This is a genomic window from Bradyrhizobium diazoefficiens USDA 110 (genome assembly GCF_000011365.1).
Lineage (GTDB): Bacteria > Pseudomonadota > Alphaproteobacteria > Rhizobiales > Xanthobacteraceae > Bradyrhizobium > Bradyrhizobium diazoefficiens.
Genome location: NC_004463.1, coordinates 2,702,584 through 2,719,529, shown reverse-complemented (window position 1 = coordinate 2,719,529; position 16,946 = coordinate 2,702,584). Strand labels below are relative to the sequence as shown.

The 16,946-nt window shown below is 64.1% G+C and carries 17 protein-coding genes; 10 read left to right on the top strand and 7 right to left on the bottom strand.

Features of this window, described 5'->3' with window-relative positions:
* Positions 1–13: 13 nt before the first annotated feature.
* From BJA_RS12245 to BJA_RS12230, 4 genes are all read left to right on the top strand, one after another.
* Positions 14–574 (top strand): LemA family protein, encoded by a 561-nt coding sequence (locus BJA_RS12245; protein ID WP_011085281.1) that lies wholly within the window; start codon positions 14–16, stop codon positions 572–574.
* Positions 575–719: 145 nt separating this feature from the next.
* A complete protein-coding gene (locus tag BJA_RS12240) occupies positions 720–1,934 on the top strand; it encodes a M48 family metallopeptidase (protein WP_011085280.1) in 1,215 nt (404 codons plus the stop codon).
* 185 nt (positions 1,935–2,119) lie between these two features.
* Positions 2,120–2,872, top strand: a complete 753-nt coding sequence (locus BJA_RS12235; RefSeq protein WP_011085279.1) for a hypothetical protein — start codon at positions 2,120–2,122, stop codon at positions 2,870–2,872.
* A 62-nt stretch (positions 2,873–2,934) separates the two neighbouring features.
* The gene (locus BJA_RS12230; RefSeq protein ID WP_038967970.1) at positions 2,935–3,603 is read left to right on the top strand and encodes a hypothetical protein; all 669 of its coding nucleotides are present in this window, start codon (positions 2,935–2,937) and stop codon (positions 3,601–3,603) included.
* Positions 3,604–3,717: 114 nt separating this feature from the next.
* Here BJA_RS12230 and BJA_RS12225 read toward each other — a convergent pair whose 3' ends face one another.
* The 6 genes from BJA_RS12225 to petA all read right to left on the bottom strand — a co-directional run bounded on the left by BJA_RS12225 (position 3,718) and on the right by petA (position 11,546).
* Positions 3,718–4,257, bottom strand: coding sequence for an adenine phosphoribosyltransferase (locus BJA_RS12225; RefSeq protein WP_011085277.1), 540 nt, complete (start codon positions 4,255–4,257; stop codon positions 3,718–3,720).
* A gap of 9 nt (positions 4,258–4,266) precedes the next feature.
* Positions 4,267–6,432 (bottom strand): anthranilate synthase component I, encoded by a 2,166-nt coding sequence (locus tag BJA_RS12220; protein ID WP_011085276.1) that lies wholly within the window; start codon positions 6,430–6,432, stop codon positions 4,267–4,269.
* Between the two features lie 249 nt (positions 6,433–6,681).
* Positions 6,682–7,884, bottom strand: coding sequence for a DMP19 family protein (locus tag BJA_RS12215; RefSeq protein ID WP_236842198.1), 1,203 nt, complete (start codon positions 7,882–7,884; stop codon positions 6,682–6,684).
* A 120-nt stretch (positions 7,885–8,004) separates the two neighbouring features.
* Entirely contained in the window at positions 8,005–8,679 is a 675-nt protein-coding gene (locus BJA_RS12210) for a dienelactone hydrolase family protein (protein ID WP_011085274.1), read from the bottom strand.
* A gap of 210 nt (positions 8,680–8,889) precedes the next feature.
* Entirely contained in the window at positions 8,890–10,953 is a 2,064-nt protein-coding gene (fbcH, locus tag BJA_RS12205) for a cytochrome b/c1 (RefSeq protein ID WP_011085273.1), read from the bottom strand.
* A gap of 62 nt (positions 10,954–11,015) precedes the next feature.
* Entirely contained in the window at positions 11,016–11,546 is a 531-nt protein-coding gene (gene petA, locus BJA_RS12200) for a ubiquinol-cytochrome c reductase iron-sulfur subunit (protein WP_011085272.1), read from the bottom strand.
* 277 nt (positions 11,547–11,823) lie between these two features.
* Between petA and BJA_RS12195 the strand changes: the two genes are divergently transcribed.
* The 6 genes from BJA_RS12195 (at position 11,824) to BJA_RS12170 (ending at position 15,619) form a co-directional block, all read left to right on the top strand.
* On the top strand, positions 11,824–12,282 hold the full coding sequence (locus tag BJA_RS12195) for a tRNA (cytidine(34)-2'-O)-methyltransferase (protein ID WP_011085271.1): 459 nt from the start codon (positions 11,824–11,826) through the stop codon (positions 12,280–12,282).
* A gap of 18 nt (positions 12,283–12,300) precedes the next feature.
* Positions 12,301–12,933 carry a 7-carboxy-7-deazaguanine synthase gene (gene queE / locus BJA_RS12190; RefSeq protein ID WP_011085270.1) on the top strand — a complete coding sequence of 211 codons (633 nt, stop codon included), beginning with the start codon at positions 12,301–12,303 and terminating at the stop codon, positions 12,931–12,933.
* Between the two features lie 17 nt (positions 12,934–12,950).
* Entirely contained in the window at positions 12,951–13,316 is a 366-nt protein-coding gene (locus tag BJA_RS12185; RefSeq protein ID WP_011085269.1) for a 6-pyruvoyl trahydropterin synthase family protein, read from the top strand.
* 119 nt (positions 13,317–13,435) lie between these two features.
* Entirely contained in the window at positions 13,436–14,323 is an 888-nt protein-coding gene (hemF, locus tag BJA_RS12180; protein ID WP_028175030.1) for an oxygen-dependent coproporphyrinogen oxidase, read from the top strand.
* Positions 14,314–15,060 carry an HAD family hydrolase gene (locus tag BJA_RS12175; protein ID WP_011085267.1) on the top strand — a complete coding sequence of 249 codons (747 nt, stop codon included), beginning with the start codon at positions 14,314–14,316 and terminating at the stop codon, positions 15,058–15,060. Before hemF ends, BJA_RS12175 begins: the two co-directional genes overlap by 10 nt.
* A 349-nt stretch (positions 15,061–15,409) precedes the next feature.
* Positions 15,410–15,619 carry a YodC family protein gene (locus BJA_RS12170; RefSeq protein ID WP_011085266.1) on the top strand — a complete coding sequence of 70 codons (210 nt, stop codon included), beginning with the start codon at positions 15,410–15,412 and terminating at the stop codon, positions 15,617–15,619.
* Between the two features lie 198 nt (positions 15,620–15,817).
* Here BJA_RS12170 and BJA_RS12165 read toward each other — a convergent pair whose 3' ends face one another.
* The gene (locus tag BJA_RS12165; protein WP_011085265.1) at positions 15,818–16,927 is read right to left on the bottom strand and encodes an IS630-like element ISBj5 family transposase; all 1,110 of its coding nucleotides are present in this window, start codon (positions 16,925–16,927) and stop codon (positions 15,818–15,820) included.
* Between the last annotated feature and the right edge of the window lie 19 nt (positions 16,928–16,946).

Here is a 16,946-nt window from a genome sequence, read left to right as displayed (position 1 = left end):
TCAGGAGTTCTCCATGTCGACCGGCTGGATCGTTCTCGGCGTCATCGTCGTCCTCGTGTTCTTGGCCTTCAGCGCCTACAACCGCCTGGTGGCGCTGGGCCAGCGCGTGGGCCAGGCCTTTGCCGATATCGACGTGCAGCTCAAGCAACGCCACGACCTGGTCCCGAACCTAGTCGAGACGGTGAAGGGCTACGCCTCGCATGAGCGCGGCACCCTCGACGACGTCATCAAGGCACGCAATTCGGCGATGTCGGCGCAAGGCCCGGCGCAGGTGTCCGCCGCCGAGAACCAGCTCTCCGGCGCGCTCGGCCGGCTGATCGCGCTGTCGGAGGCCTATCCCGACCTCAAGGCCAACGCCAACTTCCAGCAGCTCGCCAGCGAGCTCTCCGACCTCGAGAACAAGATCGCGGCGAGCCGCCGCTTCTTCAACAGCGCGGTCCAGGAATACAACACCGGCATCCAGCAGATGCCGGCCGCATTGTTCGCCGGCATGTTCGGCTTCACCAAGAAGGACTTCTTCGATCTCGGCGCCAGCCGCACCGAGGTCGAGGCCGCGCCTCAGGTGAAGTTCTGATTGTCGCGTGACCGGTTTCTCATCTTTGTCGTTCCGGGGCGCGTCGAAGACGCGAACCCGGAACCTCGCCTGAGACACTAAGCTCTGGATTCCGGGTTCAGGCCTGCGGCCTGCCCCGGAATGACGGGAGCTAACGGAAGCAGCCATGGCCGCGTATGGTCTCTACACGCACATCGCCTCGAACAAGTTACGTTCGATGCTGCTGCTCGCCGGCCTGTTCGCGCTGGTCTATGTGCTGGTCTATGCCGGCGCGCTGGTCGCCGAAGTCGTCATCAACGGCAATGAGACCGTCGCCTTCTACCTGAGCCACGCCTTCCTAGACCTGAAAGTCGCCGCGCCGGTTGCGACGGTCGTGACGGCGGTCTGGGTCGTGATCGCCTATTTCTTCCACCAGTCGATGATCGATGCCGTGACCGGCGGACACGACGTCACCCGGAAGGAGGAGCCGCGGCTCTACAATCTGCTCGAAAACCTCTGCATCTCGCGCGGCATCACCATGCCGAAGCTGAAGATCATGGAAAGCCCGGCGCTGAACGCGTTCGCGACCGGCCTCAACCCGCGGCAATATTCGATCACCGTCACCACCGGCCTCCTCAACGCCCTGAACGACAAGGAGATCGAGGCGGTACTGGGCCACGAGCTGACCCACATCAAGAACGGCGACGTGCAGCTCATGGTGGTCGCCGTCATCATCGCCGGCGTGGTCGGCTTCTTCGGCGAGTTGTTCTTCCGCTTGTTCACGAATTTGAGCTGGAACTCCGGCGGCTCATGGTCCTCGGGTTCGTCGTCGTCGCGGTCGTCCTCGTCGTCGAGCGACAGCAAGAACTCGGGGGGCGGCGCCGTGATCGTCATCATCATCGCGGTCGTGCTGATCGTGGTGGCCTGGCTGATGTCGCAGGTGGTGAAGCTGGCGCTGTCGCGCTCGCGCGAATATCTCGCCGACGCTGGCTCCGTCGAGCTGACGAAAGACCCTGATGCCATGATCTCGGCGCTGCGCAAGATCGAGAACCGCGGCGAGCTGCCAGGCGCGACCTCCGCGGTGATGGAGCTCTGCGTCGACAATCCGCGCGAGGGTTTTGCCGATCTGTTTGCGACCCACCCGTCGGTGCAGTCCCGGGTCGACGCGCTGGTCAAGTTCGCTGGCGGCCATGATCCAGGTCCGCTGCCGGACCCGACCGACGAGACGGAACAGCCCGAGGCGCAGGGAGCCCCGCAGGACGCCCCGCCGCCGCTGTCGCAGCGACCATGGGGCGACGCAGCCGGCCCGGCCAATCCGCCGCCCGTACCAGCGCCCAGCCCCTCCGGAACCACGGCCGGCAACCCGATCGGGAATCCCATGGGGCCCTGGGGCCGCCATTAAGCGCGCGCCCATGGCCAGTTTCACGACAATCTGGAAAAACCTCGGGAATTGCCGCAACCGGGGCCTGCGGAATTGAATTCTCCCTTGTTTCTGCCATGTTCGCGCCCAACAGCAGACTCGGGACATCGATTTGGGGCCCGGCCGATTGCGACCTCGCGATCGGAGGCGCGCGTTAGGGGACAGCAATGGCAAAGCCGGCAGTGGTTGTGGTGGGCGCGGACAAGGGCGGGGTCGGCAAGACCACGGTATCGCGCACCCTGCTCGATTATTTTTCCGCCAACAACGTGCCGACCCGCGCCTTCGACACGGAATCCCCGCGCGGAACGCTGAAGCGCTTCCATCCTGGCATCACCGAGATCGTCGACATGACGACGACGGCCGATCAGATGAAGATCTTCGATACGCTCAACGCGACCAGCCCGTCGGTCACAGTGATCGACGTCCGCGCCGGCCTGCTCTCCCCGGCGCTCGCCTCGCTGCGCGACATCGGTTTCCTCGACGCCGCCAAGGCCGGGCAGATCACCTTCGCGGTGTTCCACATCCTCGGCCCCTCGATCGCCTCGCTGGACGAAATCGCCGAGACCGCGAATTTCATGACCGGCGCAAAATATTTCCTGGTCAAGAACTTCATCAACGACACCCAGTTCTTCCAGTGGGACCAGGCGACCTATAATTCCTACTTCCACCGCATCAAGGACGCCACCGAGCTGACCATCCCCAAGCTCAACGAAATGGCCTATGAGCAGGTCGAGGTCTCCTCCGTCCCGTTCCTGAAATTCGTCGCCAACAAGGGCATCAACGACGAGGCCGCCAACTACTCCTTCGTGCTGCGCGGCTATGTCCGGCACTGGCTGGCCAATGTCTGGAGCGAGTTCGACCGCATCCGCCTGACCGACATCGTCGGTTCAAAGCCCGGCGCCCGCAGCAGCGAAAAATAGTTGCGGAGTCCGGGCTGATACGGCTGGATTGGGCGGTGAGTTCGCTCAGATAATAGTTCGTGATGCCCGCGACACCCGTCTACATCATCTGCTCGCCCCGCCCGCAGGTCGGCAAGACGCTGCTGGCGCGGCTGTTGAGCGAGTTCCTGCTGCTCAAGAACGGCAACGTCGCGGCCTTCGACGTCAACCTGAAGGAGCCGTCGCTGCTCGACTATCTGCCGAAGATCACCGAGACGGCCGACGTGATCGACACCTACGGCAAGATGCAGCTGATGGACCGCGTCATCGTCGATGACGGGGTTGCCAAGGTGATCGACCTCGGCTTCCACGCCTTCGACGAGTTCTTCAAGATGGCCGACGAGATCGGCCTCTTGAAGGAGGCGGCCCGCCGCCACGTCGCACCACAGATCCTGTTCGTGGCCGACACCGACCGCGTCTCGGCCCGCGCCCATGAGATGCTGCGCGAGCAGATCCCGCGGATGAACCTGATCACGGTGGACAACGAATACGTCGTCCGCGGCGAGCTGCCCGCCGCGATGGCAGGCGGCCGGCTGTTCCGCCTCCCCGCCCTGCCCGGCTTCCTCAAGACCTATATCGACCGGCTCAACTTCTCCTTCACCGGCTACCTGCGCCAGGAGAAGGACGCCTCCACCGAGCTGCACCAGTGGACCCGGCGCAACTACCTCGCGTTCCGGGAGCTCGAGCTCAGCCTGATCCTGCAGCGGTCGTAGAGCACTCGGCCGGCGAACTCGGTGTTCACCTCTCCCCAGCGGGGAGAGGTGAAGCCCGTCCTCGGCCTGCACCGACCAGAATTTACCCGGGCGATATCCTGCGCCCGCCGTCGCTCAATGCCCCTCGAACGTCATCAGCGTGCGCACCGGCACGTCCATGGCGCGCAGCTTGGCGGCGCCGCCGAGCTCGGGCAGGTCGATGATGAAGCAGGCGGCGACGACATTGGCGCCGATCTGGCGCAGCAGCTTCACCGCACCTTCCGCGGTGCCGCCGGTGGCGATGAGGTCGTCGACCAGGATGACACGCTCGCCGGGCTGGATGGCGTCGACATGCATCTCCATCTCGTCGATGCCGTATTCCAGCGAATAGGCGATGCGCACAGTGGTGTGCGGCAGCTTGCCCTTCTTGCGGATCGGCACGAAGCCGGCGGAGAGCTGGTGCGCCACCGCGCCGCCGATGATGAAGCCCCGCGCCTCCATGCCGGCGACCTTGTCGATCTTGTTGCCGGCCCAGGGGTTCACGAGCTCGTCCACGGCGCGGCGGAATGCGCGCGCATCCGCGAGCAGGGTCGTGATGTCGCGGAACATGATCCCCGGCTTGGGATAGTCGGGAATGGTGCGAACGCTCGCCTTCAGGTCGTGGTCAAAGGTCATTGGTGCCTCTCAATCAACACGCGCATCCAGCCGGAACGCGTTCTCGACAATCCTCAAGCCCACCTCGCCGCCGAGCGACATCAGCGACTCCGGGTGGAATTGCACGCCCGCGACCGGCAGGGTCTTGTGCTCCAGCGCCATAGCGACGCCGTCCTCGGTGCTGGCGGTGACGGACAAAACCTCCGGCATGCTGTCGCGCTCGACATAGAGCGAGTGATAGCGGCCGATCACGATCTCGCTCGGCAAATTGCGCATCAGGCGGCCGCCGCGCACCTGCACCCGCGAGGGCCGGCCGTGGGCGGGATGCGTGAGCTGGCCGAGCTCGCCGCCAAAATATTCGCCGATCGCCTGCACGCCGAGGCAGACGCCGAACACCGGCAGCTTGTTCTCCAGCGCCGCATCGATCGTCTTCCTGATCCCGAAATCTTCGGGCCTGCCCGGGCCGGGCGACAGCACCAGCAAATCCCACCTCTTCTGCTTGAGCATGTCGAGCGCATGCACATAGCGGACCACGGTGACGCTGGCGCCGACCTGGCGGAAATAGTCGGCGAGCATGTGCACGAAGCTGTCGTCGTGGTCGATCAGCAGCACCCGCTTGCCGCTTCCGGTCGCATCGGGCGCAAAGGTCGAGAGCGGTTTTGGCGGATCGCCGCGCAGCGCCTGGAACAGCGCCGCCGCCTTGACCTGGCATTCGCGGTCCTCGGCAGCGGGATCGGAATCGAACAGGCAGGTGGCGCCGACGCGCACCTCGGCGAGACCATCCTTCATGCGGATGGTGCGGATGGTGAGGCCGGTATTGATGCTGCCGTCGAAATTCACCGCGCCGATCGCACCCGCATACCAGCGCCGCGGCGACCGCTCGTGATCCTCGACGAACTGCATCGCCCAGAGCTTCGGCGCACCTGTCACGGTGACGGCCCAGGCATGGGTGAGGAAGGCATCGAGCGCGTCGAAGCCGGGACGCAGCATGCCCTCGACGTGGTCGACGGTGTGGAACAGTTTTGAGTAGGTCTCGATCTGCCGGCGCGCCAGCACCTTGATGGTGCCGGGGACGCAGACGCGCGCCTTGTCGTTGCGATCAACGTCGGTGCACATGTTGAGCTCGAACTCGTCCTTCTCCGAATTCAGGAGCTGGCGGATCTGCTCGGCATCGCCGATCGCATCGGTGCCGCGCGCGATGGTGCCCGAGATCGGGCAGGTCTCGACGCGGCGGCCGTCCGAACGCACGAACATCTCGGGCGAGGCGGAGACGAGAAACTCGCCGTCGCCGAGATTCATCAGCGCGCCGTAGGGCGACGGGTTGATGACACAGAGGCGCTGGAACACTTCCGCCGGAGAACGATCGCAGGGCTCGGCGAACAGCTGGCCCGGCACGGCCTCGAACAGATCGCCGCGGGCAAAGGCCGCGCGCGCGGTCTCGACGGTGGCCTGGTATTCGCCGGGCGCATGATCGGCAAAGCCCTGGCGCGGTGTCTTCATGTACGGGCTGTCGGCGGTCTCGCGCGGCAGGCCCTCGGTGGATCTGCCCTTCCACGTGAAGTCGTAGCTGAGCACGACGCCGCGGCCGGTGGCGCGGTCATAGGCCAGCAGGCGATCGGGAACGTAGAGCACGATGTCGCGCTGGTCGCTCTCGCGCGCGCGCTTCTGCACGAGATCCTCGATCTGGAACACGAGATCGTAGGCGAAGGCGCCGAACAGGCCGAGCAGCCCGTCGTCATTGGCGGAGAAGGCGGCGACGAGGTCGCGCACCAGCGACACCACGCTGGCGCGCCGGGTGCGCTGGTCTTCCTCGACCGGGGCATCGCCGCGGATGATGTGGCCGGCGAGGCGCGAAGCGGTCTTTTCGGATATCACCACGCAGGGCTCGCGCAGGACATCGGCAAGGAAGGCGATCAGCACCTGGCCGCGCTCGTTCAGGGCTTCCAGCTTGAAATTGACGCCTGTGGTCTCGAGCTTGAGCGGCGGATCGGAGAAGCCGAGGTCGAAGCTCTCGTAGCGGCCCGGCACGGTCGTGCCCGAGGACAGCACCACGCCGCGGCGGCGGTCGAGCAGGTTGACGAGATCGTCGAGCCGGCTCGCGCCGCCGGTAAACTGCTCCGCCACGCGCGTGATCGCGAGACCGCCGCGGGTCACGTAATCGCTTCTGGCCGGGAGGGCAAAGACTGTCCTGTTCATGTCGTCCTCTTACGAAACTTGCCGAGGGAACGCCACACAGGACAAACGATCAGGCCGCCGCACTGCGTGGGCGACCTTCGACGATTTTGGGAAAAGAAATCGCACCGGCCACCTCTTAGGAGGTGCGCCACCAAAGACGGGCTGGGCGGACGGCGGTGCTCATGGGCGGATACTCACCATGGCGCGGGGACGGCGTCAAGGGCGGCCGGGCGGCCTCGATCACCAAAATGGCGCGGATCGCGTTGCGGCTTATGCCTGGATCTCCAGGCTGTCGCGCCCCACAGCCGCCTCCGCGGCATGTCGTTCGATTTCGGCCCGCGTGACCGTGAGCGCGGGCCTGCCGTCAGGTCCGATCATGTTGGCGCGGTCGCCCAAGGTTTCAATCAAAACGCAGGTCTTCCCTGTGACCGCATGCCATGCCGCCCGGTCGTCGCTCACGTCCAACGCCGTGATCATCGCGGTCGGATCCAGACCCGACTTCCGCAACAGCAGGTCGATGGCTTCGGCTGCAAGGTTTTGCTCGGCGATCCTCGAGAAATTCCGGATCGCGTCAGCCCCCACAACAGATAGCCGCCCGCCCACCAGTGATGGCGGAAAGCTCTTCAAAATTTCATGCATTTCCGCAGGCTTCGGGCTCTGGCTGCCCGGGCCGTACTCATAAAGTTGTCCACCCGCATCCTCATAAACGCAGAGTCGCGCGCCCTTGTCTGTCTTAACGCCGAAGGCCATGCATTGCTGCCCTTCCACCTCCATACTGCTTCCTGCAAGAACCATGAGCTTGAGCTCTGGCTCGGGCGCCACCGCCCCGCATGCTGCGGCGACCGTGATTTGCAAGCGGTCAGTCATCTGGAAGCGGATCTGGCGAACGCCTCGCCAGATCCGTCGCTGCGACAGATGCGGATTAAGTTGCGCAAGCCGCTGGATTTCGGATGCGTATTGCTGCTTGGCTACGGCGCGCAATTCGGGCCAGTTCGCGATCCACCGGGCTGCCAGCTGCGTCATTGGTTGCTGTCGTTCGGCCTCATAGAAGCGACGGTCAAGCGCATCGAGCGGCGCGGCGCGCTCTCCGAAGCCGTTTTGCAGTGCAGCCTCGCCGGTATTGGCTTTCACCCAGTCCATCATTTCCTGCAGGATCTGGTGTTGCGCGGCCGCTCCCATAGCCTTCAGTCCAGCGAGCGCATCGCCAGATGTCGTCGGCAGCATCGCAACGCCCGTGTTACCGATGAACTGACTGTGACCGCCGTTGTTGACCTGAGCGAGATAGTAGTCGGCGTGATAGGCCTGCATGGCCACAGCCGGCAGTTCACGTCCCTTGTAGACGCCGACGCGTTGAATTTCATTGACGTAGTAGACCACCGCCTCGGTCAGGTAGTCAGCCTTCTCAGGTGCTTGAGCCGCCTCCAGCGCATCGAGAGACACGACAACTGTTGTTAACCGGCTTCCTTCGATCATTACGCCTCCCACGTTCACCATGGCGAAACGCCATGCAACTACGGCTTATAGTTGCAAAAGGCAATTGCAGTCGTGGTCCAGCAAGAGACGTTAGTTGGCTCGCGCCGCAGGCCGCCCCCGTTACCCCAGATGCTTCCGGAAGAACTCCGTCGCCCTGCCCCAGGCGAGCTCGGCGGCTTCGCGGTCGTGCACGGCCTGGCGCTGCTCGTTGACGAAGGCGTGCTCGGCGTCATAGCGGAACAGCTCCAGCGACTTGCCGGCGGCCTTCATCGCCTTCTCGAAGCCGTTGACCAGCTCCGGCGTGCACCAATCGTCCTTGTTGGCGAAATGGGCCTGGAGCGGAATCTTGACGTCGGCGGGCTTGGCCGCCTGCTCCGGCGGAATGCCGTAGAACACGACGCCGGCCGCAAGCTCCGGGATCTTGGTCGCGCCGATGATGGTGACGGCGCCGCCGAGGCAGAAGCCTGTCAGCCCGACCTTGGCGCCGTTGCGCGACAAATATTGCGTGGCGCCGCGCACGGTCTGCGTGGTGGCGTCCATGAAGTCGAGCGAGTTCATTTCCTTGTTGGCGCTCTCCATGTCGTGATACGGCACCACCTTGCCCTTGTAGAGGTCGGGCGCGAGCGCGTCGAAGCCGGCCAGCGCAAAGCGGTCGCACAGGCCCTTGATCTGGTCCGACAGCCCCCACCATTCCTGGATCACGACCACGCCCGGCGCGTTGCCGCGCGCGGCATTGGCGAGATAGCCCGATGCGTCCTTGCCGTCCGGGCGCTTGAAGGTGATGGCGGTTCCCATGATGTCCTCCGGTGAGTTTCTGAGGGAGCGATTGGCGGCATTTTGGCCGCTGGGGGCGCGCGGCGCAATCCACAGTCCCGTCATTCCGGCGCGCACGAAGTGCGAACCCGGAATCTCGAGATTCCGGGCTCGATGCTTACGCATCGTCCCGGAATGACGGCAACAAAAAAGCCCCCTAGCGGGGGCCTTTTCATTCTCGTCTCGCGCCGCTCAGTGCGAGTCGGCCCAGACCTTCTTCTTGGTGAAGTACATCAGGCCGGCGAAGATGATCAGGAACACGAACACCTGGAAGCCCAGGCGCTTGCGCGCTTCCATGTGCGGCTCGGCGGTCCACATCAGGAACGTGGTGACGTCCTTGGAATATTGCGCGACCGTGGCCGGCGAGCCGTCGTCATAGGTGACCTGGCCGTCGCTGAGCGGCTTCGGCATCTTGATGGCGTGGCCCGGGAAGTACTTGTTGTAGTAGGAGCCCTCCGGAATGGTCACACCCTCCGGCACCTTCTCCTCAAAACCCTGGAGCACCGCCGAGACGTAGTCCGGGCCCTGCTCCTGGTACTGGGTGAAGAAGTCGAAGATGAACCAGGGGAAGCCGCGGCCGTAGGAGCGCGCCTTGGTGATCAGCGACAGGTCGGGCGGCGCCGCACCGCCGTTCGCCGCACGGGCTGCCTGCTCGTTCGGAAATGGCGAGGGGAAGTAGTCGGCCGGCCGGCCCGGGCGCTCGAACATGTCACCGGCATCGTTCGGACCGTCCTTGATCTTGTAATCCGACGCGAACGCCGCCACCTGCGCCACCGAATAGCTGGGGCCGCCGGCTTCCGCGAGGTTGCGGAAGGCGATGTAGGACAGGCCGTGGCAGCTGGCGCAGACTTCCTTGTAGACCTTCAGGCCGCGCTGGAGCGCGCCGCGGTCGAACTTGCCGAAGGGACCGGCGAACGACCATTTGTTGCCCGGCGGCTTGTCGCTGCCTTCGTTGGCGCGCGCGTCCTGCAAGCTGCCGAGGAACAGCGCGCCGGCGGCGACGAGCGCGATGGCGACGGAGGCCACCGCCTTGCCGCCCTTGGCGAGGATCGCCTCCGAGATCGAGTTCGGCACCGGCCGCGGCGTCTCGATGCGCGAGAGCAGCGGCAGCACGATCAGGAAATAGGCGAAGTAGCAGACCGTCAGGACCCGGCCGGCGATCACGTAGATGCCTTCCGGCGGCTGCGCACCGAGATAGCCGAGCAGGATGCAGACCGCGACGAAGATCCAGAAGAACTGCTTGGCCAGGGGGCGGTACTTCGACGACCTGGTCTTGGCGGCATCGAGCCAGGGCAGGAAGCACAGGATGATGATCGCCGAGAACATCCCGATCACGCCCGCGAGCTTGTTCGGGATCGAGCGCAGGATCGCGTAGAACGGCAGGTAATACCATTCCGGCACGATGTGCGGCGGCGTCACGCCCGGATTCGCCGGAATGTAGTTGTCGGCGTCGCCGAGATAGTTCGGCATGTAGAAGATGAACCAGGCGTAGAGCAGCAGGAAGCAGGCGACGCCGAACATGTCCTTGATGGTGGCATGCGGCGTGAACGGCACCGTGTCCTTTTCCGATTTCGGCTCGACGCCCTCAGGATTGTTCTGGCCGGCGACATGCAGCGCCCAGACGTGGAGCACGACGACGCCCGCGATCAGGAACGGTAGCAGATAATGCAGCGAGAAGAAGCGGTTCAGCGTCGGATTGCCGACCGAATAGCCGCCCCACAGCAGCGTCACGATGCTCTCGCCGAAATAGGGAATGGCGGAGAACAGGTTGGTGATGACGGTGGCCCCCCAGAAGCTCATCTGGCCCCAGGGGAGCACGTAGCCCATGAAGCCGGTCGCCATCATCAGGAGGTAGATGATGACGCCGAGGATCCACAGCACCTCACGCGGCTCCTTGTAGGAACCGTAATAGAGGCCGCGCAGCATGTGGACGTAGACCGCGAAGAAGAACATCGACGCGCCACAGGCATGCATGTTGCGCAGCAGCCAGCCGTAGTTGACGTCGCGGACGATCAGCTCGACCGACTTGAAGGCGAGATCGGCATGCGGCGTGTAGTGCATCGCCAGGATCACGCCGGTCAGGATCTGCATCCCCAGCATGAAGGAGAGGATGGCGCCGAACGTCCACCAGTAGTTCAGATTGCGCGGAGTGGGGTAGGCGACGAAGGAGGAGTGCATGAGGCCGAGGATCGGCAGGCGCCGCTCGATCCATTGCAGGGCCGGATTGCTCGGCTGGTAGTCGGATGGTCCGCTCATGATGCGATCCTGAGGAAATAATACGACGAGACGGCGCGAAGCTTCGGACAAGGGTCCGAAGCTCAGCCGATCTGGATTTTGGTGTCGGAAACGAACTGGTACGGCGGCACCGGCAGGTTCGCGGGCGCGGGCCCCTGACGGATGCGGCCGGACGAATCGTACTGCGAACCATGGCAGGGGCAGAAGAACCCGTCGTAGTTGCCCTCATGAGCGATCGGGATGCAGCCGAGATGGGTGCAGATACCGATCACGACCAGCCACTGCTCATGGCCGGACTTGACCCGGGCCTCGTCGCTCTGCGGATCGGGCAGGCTCGCCACGTTGACGGCGCGCGCCTCGTCGATCTGCTTCTTGGTGCGGTGGCTGATGTAGATCGGCTTGCCGCGCCAGAATACCTTGATGTCCTGGCCCTCGGCGATCGGGCTGAGATCGACCTCGATCGGCGCACCGGCCGCGATGGTCGAGGCATCAGGATTCATTTGGGAGATGAAGGGCCAGAGCGCAGCTGCGCCCCCTACTGCTGCAGCTGCCCCCGTTGCAACGAATAAGAAATCACGGCGTGTCGGATGGTCCGCCGAAGACGCTGTCGTCACGATTCCAACCCTTTCTTCTTATGCTACCGGTGGAACCGCTCCGGGGGCCCCCAAGGTCCCCAGAACTGGCTGCCGGCGCCCGCGACCCCCCGCGGCGGCAGAACTTCGCTTGTCCCCGCCAAAACAAGCGAAAACAGCAGTCCAGAATCGTTCTATTGGCACCCTTGCCGGGCGAGCGCAAGCCCGCTAACGGCGGGGAAGCGTGCAATGCACGAATTCCGCGGCCAGCGATGTTTTATTGAGACATTTCCGGCCCACAACCAACCCGCCGCCGCCCATGCAGATAGCGCTCTTCCAGCCCGACATCCCCCAGAACACCGGCACGATTCTCAGGCTCTGCGCCTGCCTTGGGCTGGCCGCCCACATCATCGAACCGGCAGGGTTCCCCGTCTCCGACCGGCATTTCCGCCGGGCGGGAATGGATTACCTCGACCAAGTCAGCATCACCCGCCATGTCTCCTGGCCGCAATTCGAGGAGTGGCGCGCGGCACAGGGCTGCCGGCTGCTGCTGTTCACCACGAAGGCTGCCACCGACTACCGCGATTTCCGTTACCAGACGTCGGACATCCTGCTATTCGGGCGCGAGAGCGCCGGCGTCACCGACGCGGTGGTCGAGGCCGCGGATGCGCGGCTGGTGATCCCGATCGCCCCGGGACTGCGGTCGCTCAATGTCGCCATGACCGCGGCGATGGCCGCAGGCGAGGCGCTGCGGCAGATCCGGAACCCGCAAGGTTGATATGTTGAGGAGAGACCATTGAGTTACGCGGTCAAGGAAATCTTCCTGACCCTGCAAGGCGAAGGCGCCCATGCCGGGCGCGCGTCCGTGTTCTGCCGCTTTGCCGGCTGCAATTTGTGGAGCGGGCGCGAGGCCGACCGTCAGGACGCGACCTGCAAGTTCTGCGACACCGATTTCGTCGGCACCGACGGCACGCTCGGCGGCCGCTACGCGTCGGCCGTGGAGCTCGCCGACACCATCGCGGCGCAATGGACCGCCTCCAACGACAACCGCTACGTGGTGCTCACCGGCGGCGAGCCGCTGCTCCAGGTCGACGACGCGCTGATCGATGCGCTGCATGCGCGAGGCTTCGAGATCGGCGTCGAGACCAACGGCACGATTGCCGCACCGGATGGCCTCGACTGGATCTGCGTCAGCCCCAAGGGCGGCAGCGAGCTGGTGCTGCGCCGCGGCCACGAGCTGAAGCTGGTCTATCCGCAGGCGCTCGCCGCGCCGGAAACCTTCGAGGGCCTCGCCTTCGAGCGTTTCTCGCTGCAGCCGATGGACGGGCCCGAGGTTGCCGAGAACACCGCGCGCGCGATCGACTACTGCCTGCGCCATCCGCAATGGCGGCTGAGCGTGCAGACGCATAAATCGCTCGGCATCAGATAGGATTGGTTTTCGAACAGATGTGGGAATTGACGAAATCGTTCCGCTTCGAGGCGGCGCATTCGCTGTCGGGAACGACCTTTGGCGCAGCCAGCGAAGAGATCCACGGCCACTCCTTCCGCGCCGAGGTGACTGTGCGCGGCACGCCCGACCCTGAGACCGGCATGGTGGTCGATCTCGGCCTGCTCCAGCGCGCCATCGAGGATGTGCGCCTGACGCTCGACCACAAGTTCCTCAACAAGATCGAGGCGCTGGGCAAGCCGACGCTGGAAAACCTGTCGCGCTTCGTCTGGGAGCGGCTACAGCATATCGGCAAGCTCACCCGCGTCAGCATCCATCGCGACAGTTGCAACGAGAGCTGCACCTATTACGGTCCGCAAGGTTAGATTTCGTAGGGTGGGCAAAGCGTAGCGTGCCCACCAATCAAGACAAATGGTGATAGATGGTGGGCACGGCGCAAGGGCGCCTTTGCCCACCCTACGGCAGGTCCGTTCGGGAATTGAATATGGACGTTTCGACAATCGAAGACCGCAAGACGCGCGCCCGCGCCTGGTTCGAAGCTTTGCGCGACGACATCTGCGCGAGCTTCGAGCGGCTGGAGGACGACGCCCCGCAAGGCCTCTATCCGGGCGAGGCTGGCCGCTTCACGCGGACGCCCTGGCAGCGCACCGATCATAGCGGTGCGGCCGGCGGCGGCGGTGTGATGTCGATGATGTCGGGCCGGCTGTTCGAGAAGGTCGGCGTGCATTGCTCGACCGTGCACGGCGAGTTCGCGCCCGAGTTTCGCGCTCAGATTCCGGGCGCGGCGGACGATCCGCGGTTCTGGGCCTCCGGCATCTCGCTGATCGCGCACTTACGCAATCCGCACGTGCCCGCCGTGCACATGAACACGCGCTTCGTCGTCACCACCAAGGCCTGGTTCGGCGGCGGCGCCGATCTCACGCCGGTGCTGGATCGCCGGCGCACGCAGGACGACGCCGACAGCATCGCCTTCCACGCCGCGATGAAAGAGGCCTGCGTGCAGCCGAACGGCGTTGCCGATTACGACAAGTACAAGAAATGGTGCGACGAGTATTTCTACCTGCCGCACCGCAAAGAGGCGCGCGGCATCGGCGGCATCTTCTACGACTGGCACGACAGCGGCGACTGGGACGCCGACCTCGCCTTCACCCAGGACGTCGGCCGCGCCTTCCTGAAGATCTACCCTGATATCGTCAGGCGCAATTTCGCGAGCGCCTGGACCGCTGCGGACCGCGAGGAGCAACTGATCCGGCGCGGCCGCTATGTCGAGTTCAACCTGCTCTACGATCGCGGCACCATCTTCGGGCTCAAGACCGGCGGCAATGTGGATTCGATCCTGTCGTCGCTGCCGCCGGAGGTGAAATGGCCATGACCATCATGAGGCCGCTCCCCCGCGCCATGCTGATCGACATGGACGACATCATCCTGTCGGCCTATGGCCGGCCCGAGATCGCCTGGAACACGATCGCGAACGAGTTTGCCGAGGAGCTTGCGCCGCTGCCGCCGCGAGAGGTCGCGACCGCGGTCCTGGCTTTCGCGCGAAAATTCTGGGCCAATGCGGAAGCCGCCTGGCGGATGAAGCTCGCCGAGGCCCGGCACCTCACGGTCAAGGGCGGCTTCGCCGCGCTCGCGGCCGCCGGCCACCGCGCCCTGCCAGATGATCTCGCCGTCCGCCTCGCGGACCGCTTCACCGCCTATCGCGAGGAGGAGATGTTCGTCTTCCCCGGCGCGCATGAGGCGATCGACAAGTTGAAGGCGCTCGGCATCAAGCTCGCATTGGTGACCAACGGCGCCGCCGACACCCAGCGCGCCAAGGTCGAGCGCTTCGAGCTCGCGCACCGCTTCCACCACATCCAGATCGAGGGCGAGCACGGCTTCGGCAAGCCGGAGGAGCGCGCCTATCTGCACGCGATGGAGACCCTCGGCGTCGCCGCTGATGACACCTGGATGATCGGCGACAACCTCGAATGGGAAGTCGTGACGCCGCAGCGCCTCGGCATCTATTCGATCTGGATCGACGTGCATGGCGACGGCCTGCCCGAAGGCTCGACCGTGAGGCCCGATCGCATCATCCGCTCGCTGACCGAGCTGGTGCCGGACCGGTCGTAACCAGGGCGCGAAACAAAAACGCGAAAAACAACCCCATGCACAGTAGCCGGCTGCAGCAAAATCAACGGCTTACGGATTTTACGAAACCGTTTGACCCGTCGGGCGAAACAGGCGCATGATGCCATCATCGCGGCGCATGGGACAGACAAGCCCCTGCGCAACCCATCGCGCAGGCGCCCTTGCCTCCGTCATGGTCCCGCTCCCGGCCTGAAGCTCCGTCGTCGGCGTTTCAGCAGCCTTGGCAGCGGATGCGCGCTGCCGCAGCACATCCACTGATCCCGCAGTCCGTGATCGGCGTGTCATGCCGGCTTGCTAGCCTCTCAAGTCAATCAACCCGAAAGGACCATCCATGGAACTGAAAGCCGGCGATATCGTCATGCTCAAATCCGGCGGCCAGCCGCTGACCGTCGCGGAAGTCAAAGGCGACGACGTGATCTGCCTCTGGATGGGCGTGGAAGGCGACCTGTTTCGCGAGACGCTGCCGCTCGCCGTGCTCGAACACCTGGAAGAGGTGGACGAGGATGAAGAAGAGGACGAGGACGACGAAGACGAGGAATAGGCGCGGCTAAGGCCGCGTCCTAGTTAGATCGGAGCGCTCGGCTCCGGAGCGTCTGATGTCCGCTTTTGCGCCAATCGCGGCGCAGGAGCGGACATCGCCACATGGTGCAGAAGGGCCACGACCAGACTTACGGACAGGTGCCATCTGATGCGTCGGGACTTATTGTTCTCATTGTTCTCACTAGCTAGTCACATGAATCTAAAGTTCGCCACATAAAGTCTGCTGGGCTTTGTGGCAAAAGCGTTTGACGGAAGCCAAGATCTGGTCTGCGGACTTGGTCCATTTGAAGGGCTTCGGGTTGTTGTTGTGCAATTCGATGAAGGTACGGATGTCGGCTTCGAGCTGCCTGACGGAGGTGTGAACACCTCGCCGGATCTGCTTTCTGGTGAGTTCAGCGAACCAGCGCTCGATCTGATTGATCCACGACGCGGAAGTCGGCGTGAAGTGGACATGATAGTGCGGCCGGCGAGCGAGCCACGCTTTAATCTTGGGGGTCTTGTGGGTAGCGTAGTTGTCCATGACGATATGGACAGCGAGCCCCTCAGGGATTTGAGCGTCGATCTCTTTGAGAAACTTCAAGAACTCGAGCGCCCGATGGCGCTTGTAGCATTTGCCAATGACGAAGCCGGAAGCGACATCGAGCGCGGCAAACAGCGTGGTCGTACCATGCCGCACATAGCTATGCGTGCGACGTTCCGGCACCCCAGGCATCATCGGCAAGACCGGCTGCTCGCGATCGAGTGCCTGGATCTGGCTTTTCTCATCGACACTGAGGACAACGGCTCGGTTAGGCGGCGACAGATAAAGCCCGACAATATCGCGCACCTTATCGACGAATAGCGGATCGCTCGATAGTTTAAATGTCTGGCTGCGGTGCGGCTGCAAGCCGAACGCCGTCCACATTCGGCGGATCGTGGTGTGAGAAAAGCCAGTATCCGCAGCCATCGAGCGGATCGACCAGTGCGTTGCGTCGGGCGGCGTCGTACGCAATGTCCGCTCGATTACCTCGGCAACCTGATCATCGTCGATGGTTCGAGGGCGGCCCGGGCGGGCTTCGTCAAGCAGGCCATCACAACGATCCTTCAAGAATCGGCGGCGCCACTTGCCGACGGTGTGTTCATGGATGCCAAGTTCGGCAGCCACAGACTTGCTTGGCAGACCATCTGCACACCGCAGGATCGCGCGGCATCGCTCAGATAGCGATCGGGCTACACGATGACGACGAACTTGCCTCTCCAAGTACGCCCGCTCCTGCGAACTCAGCACCAACGGCGCGATCGGCCGGCCTTTCACACCTGCATTCGCCACGAGCGCTCTCCTCTCTAGA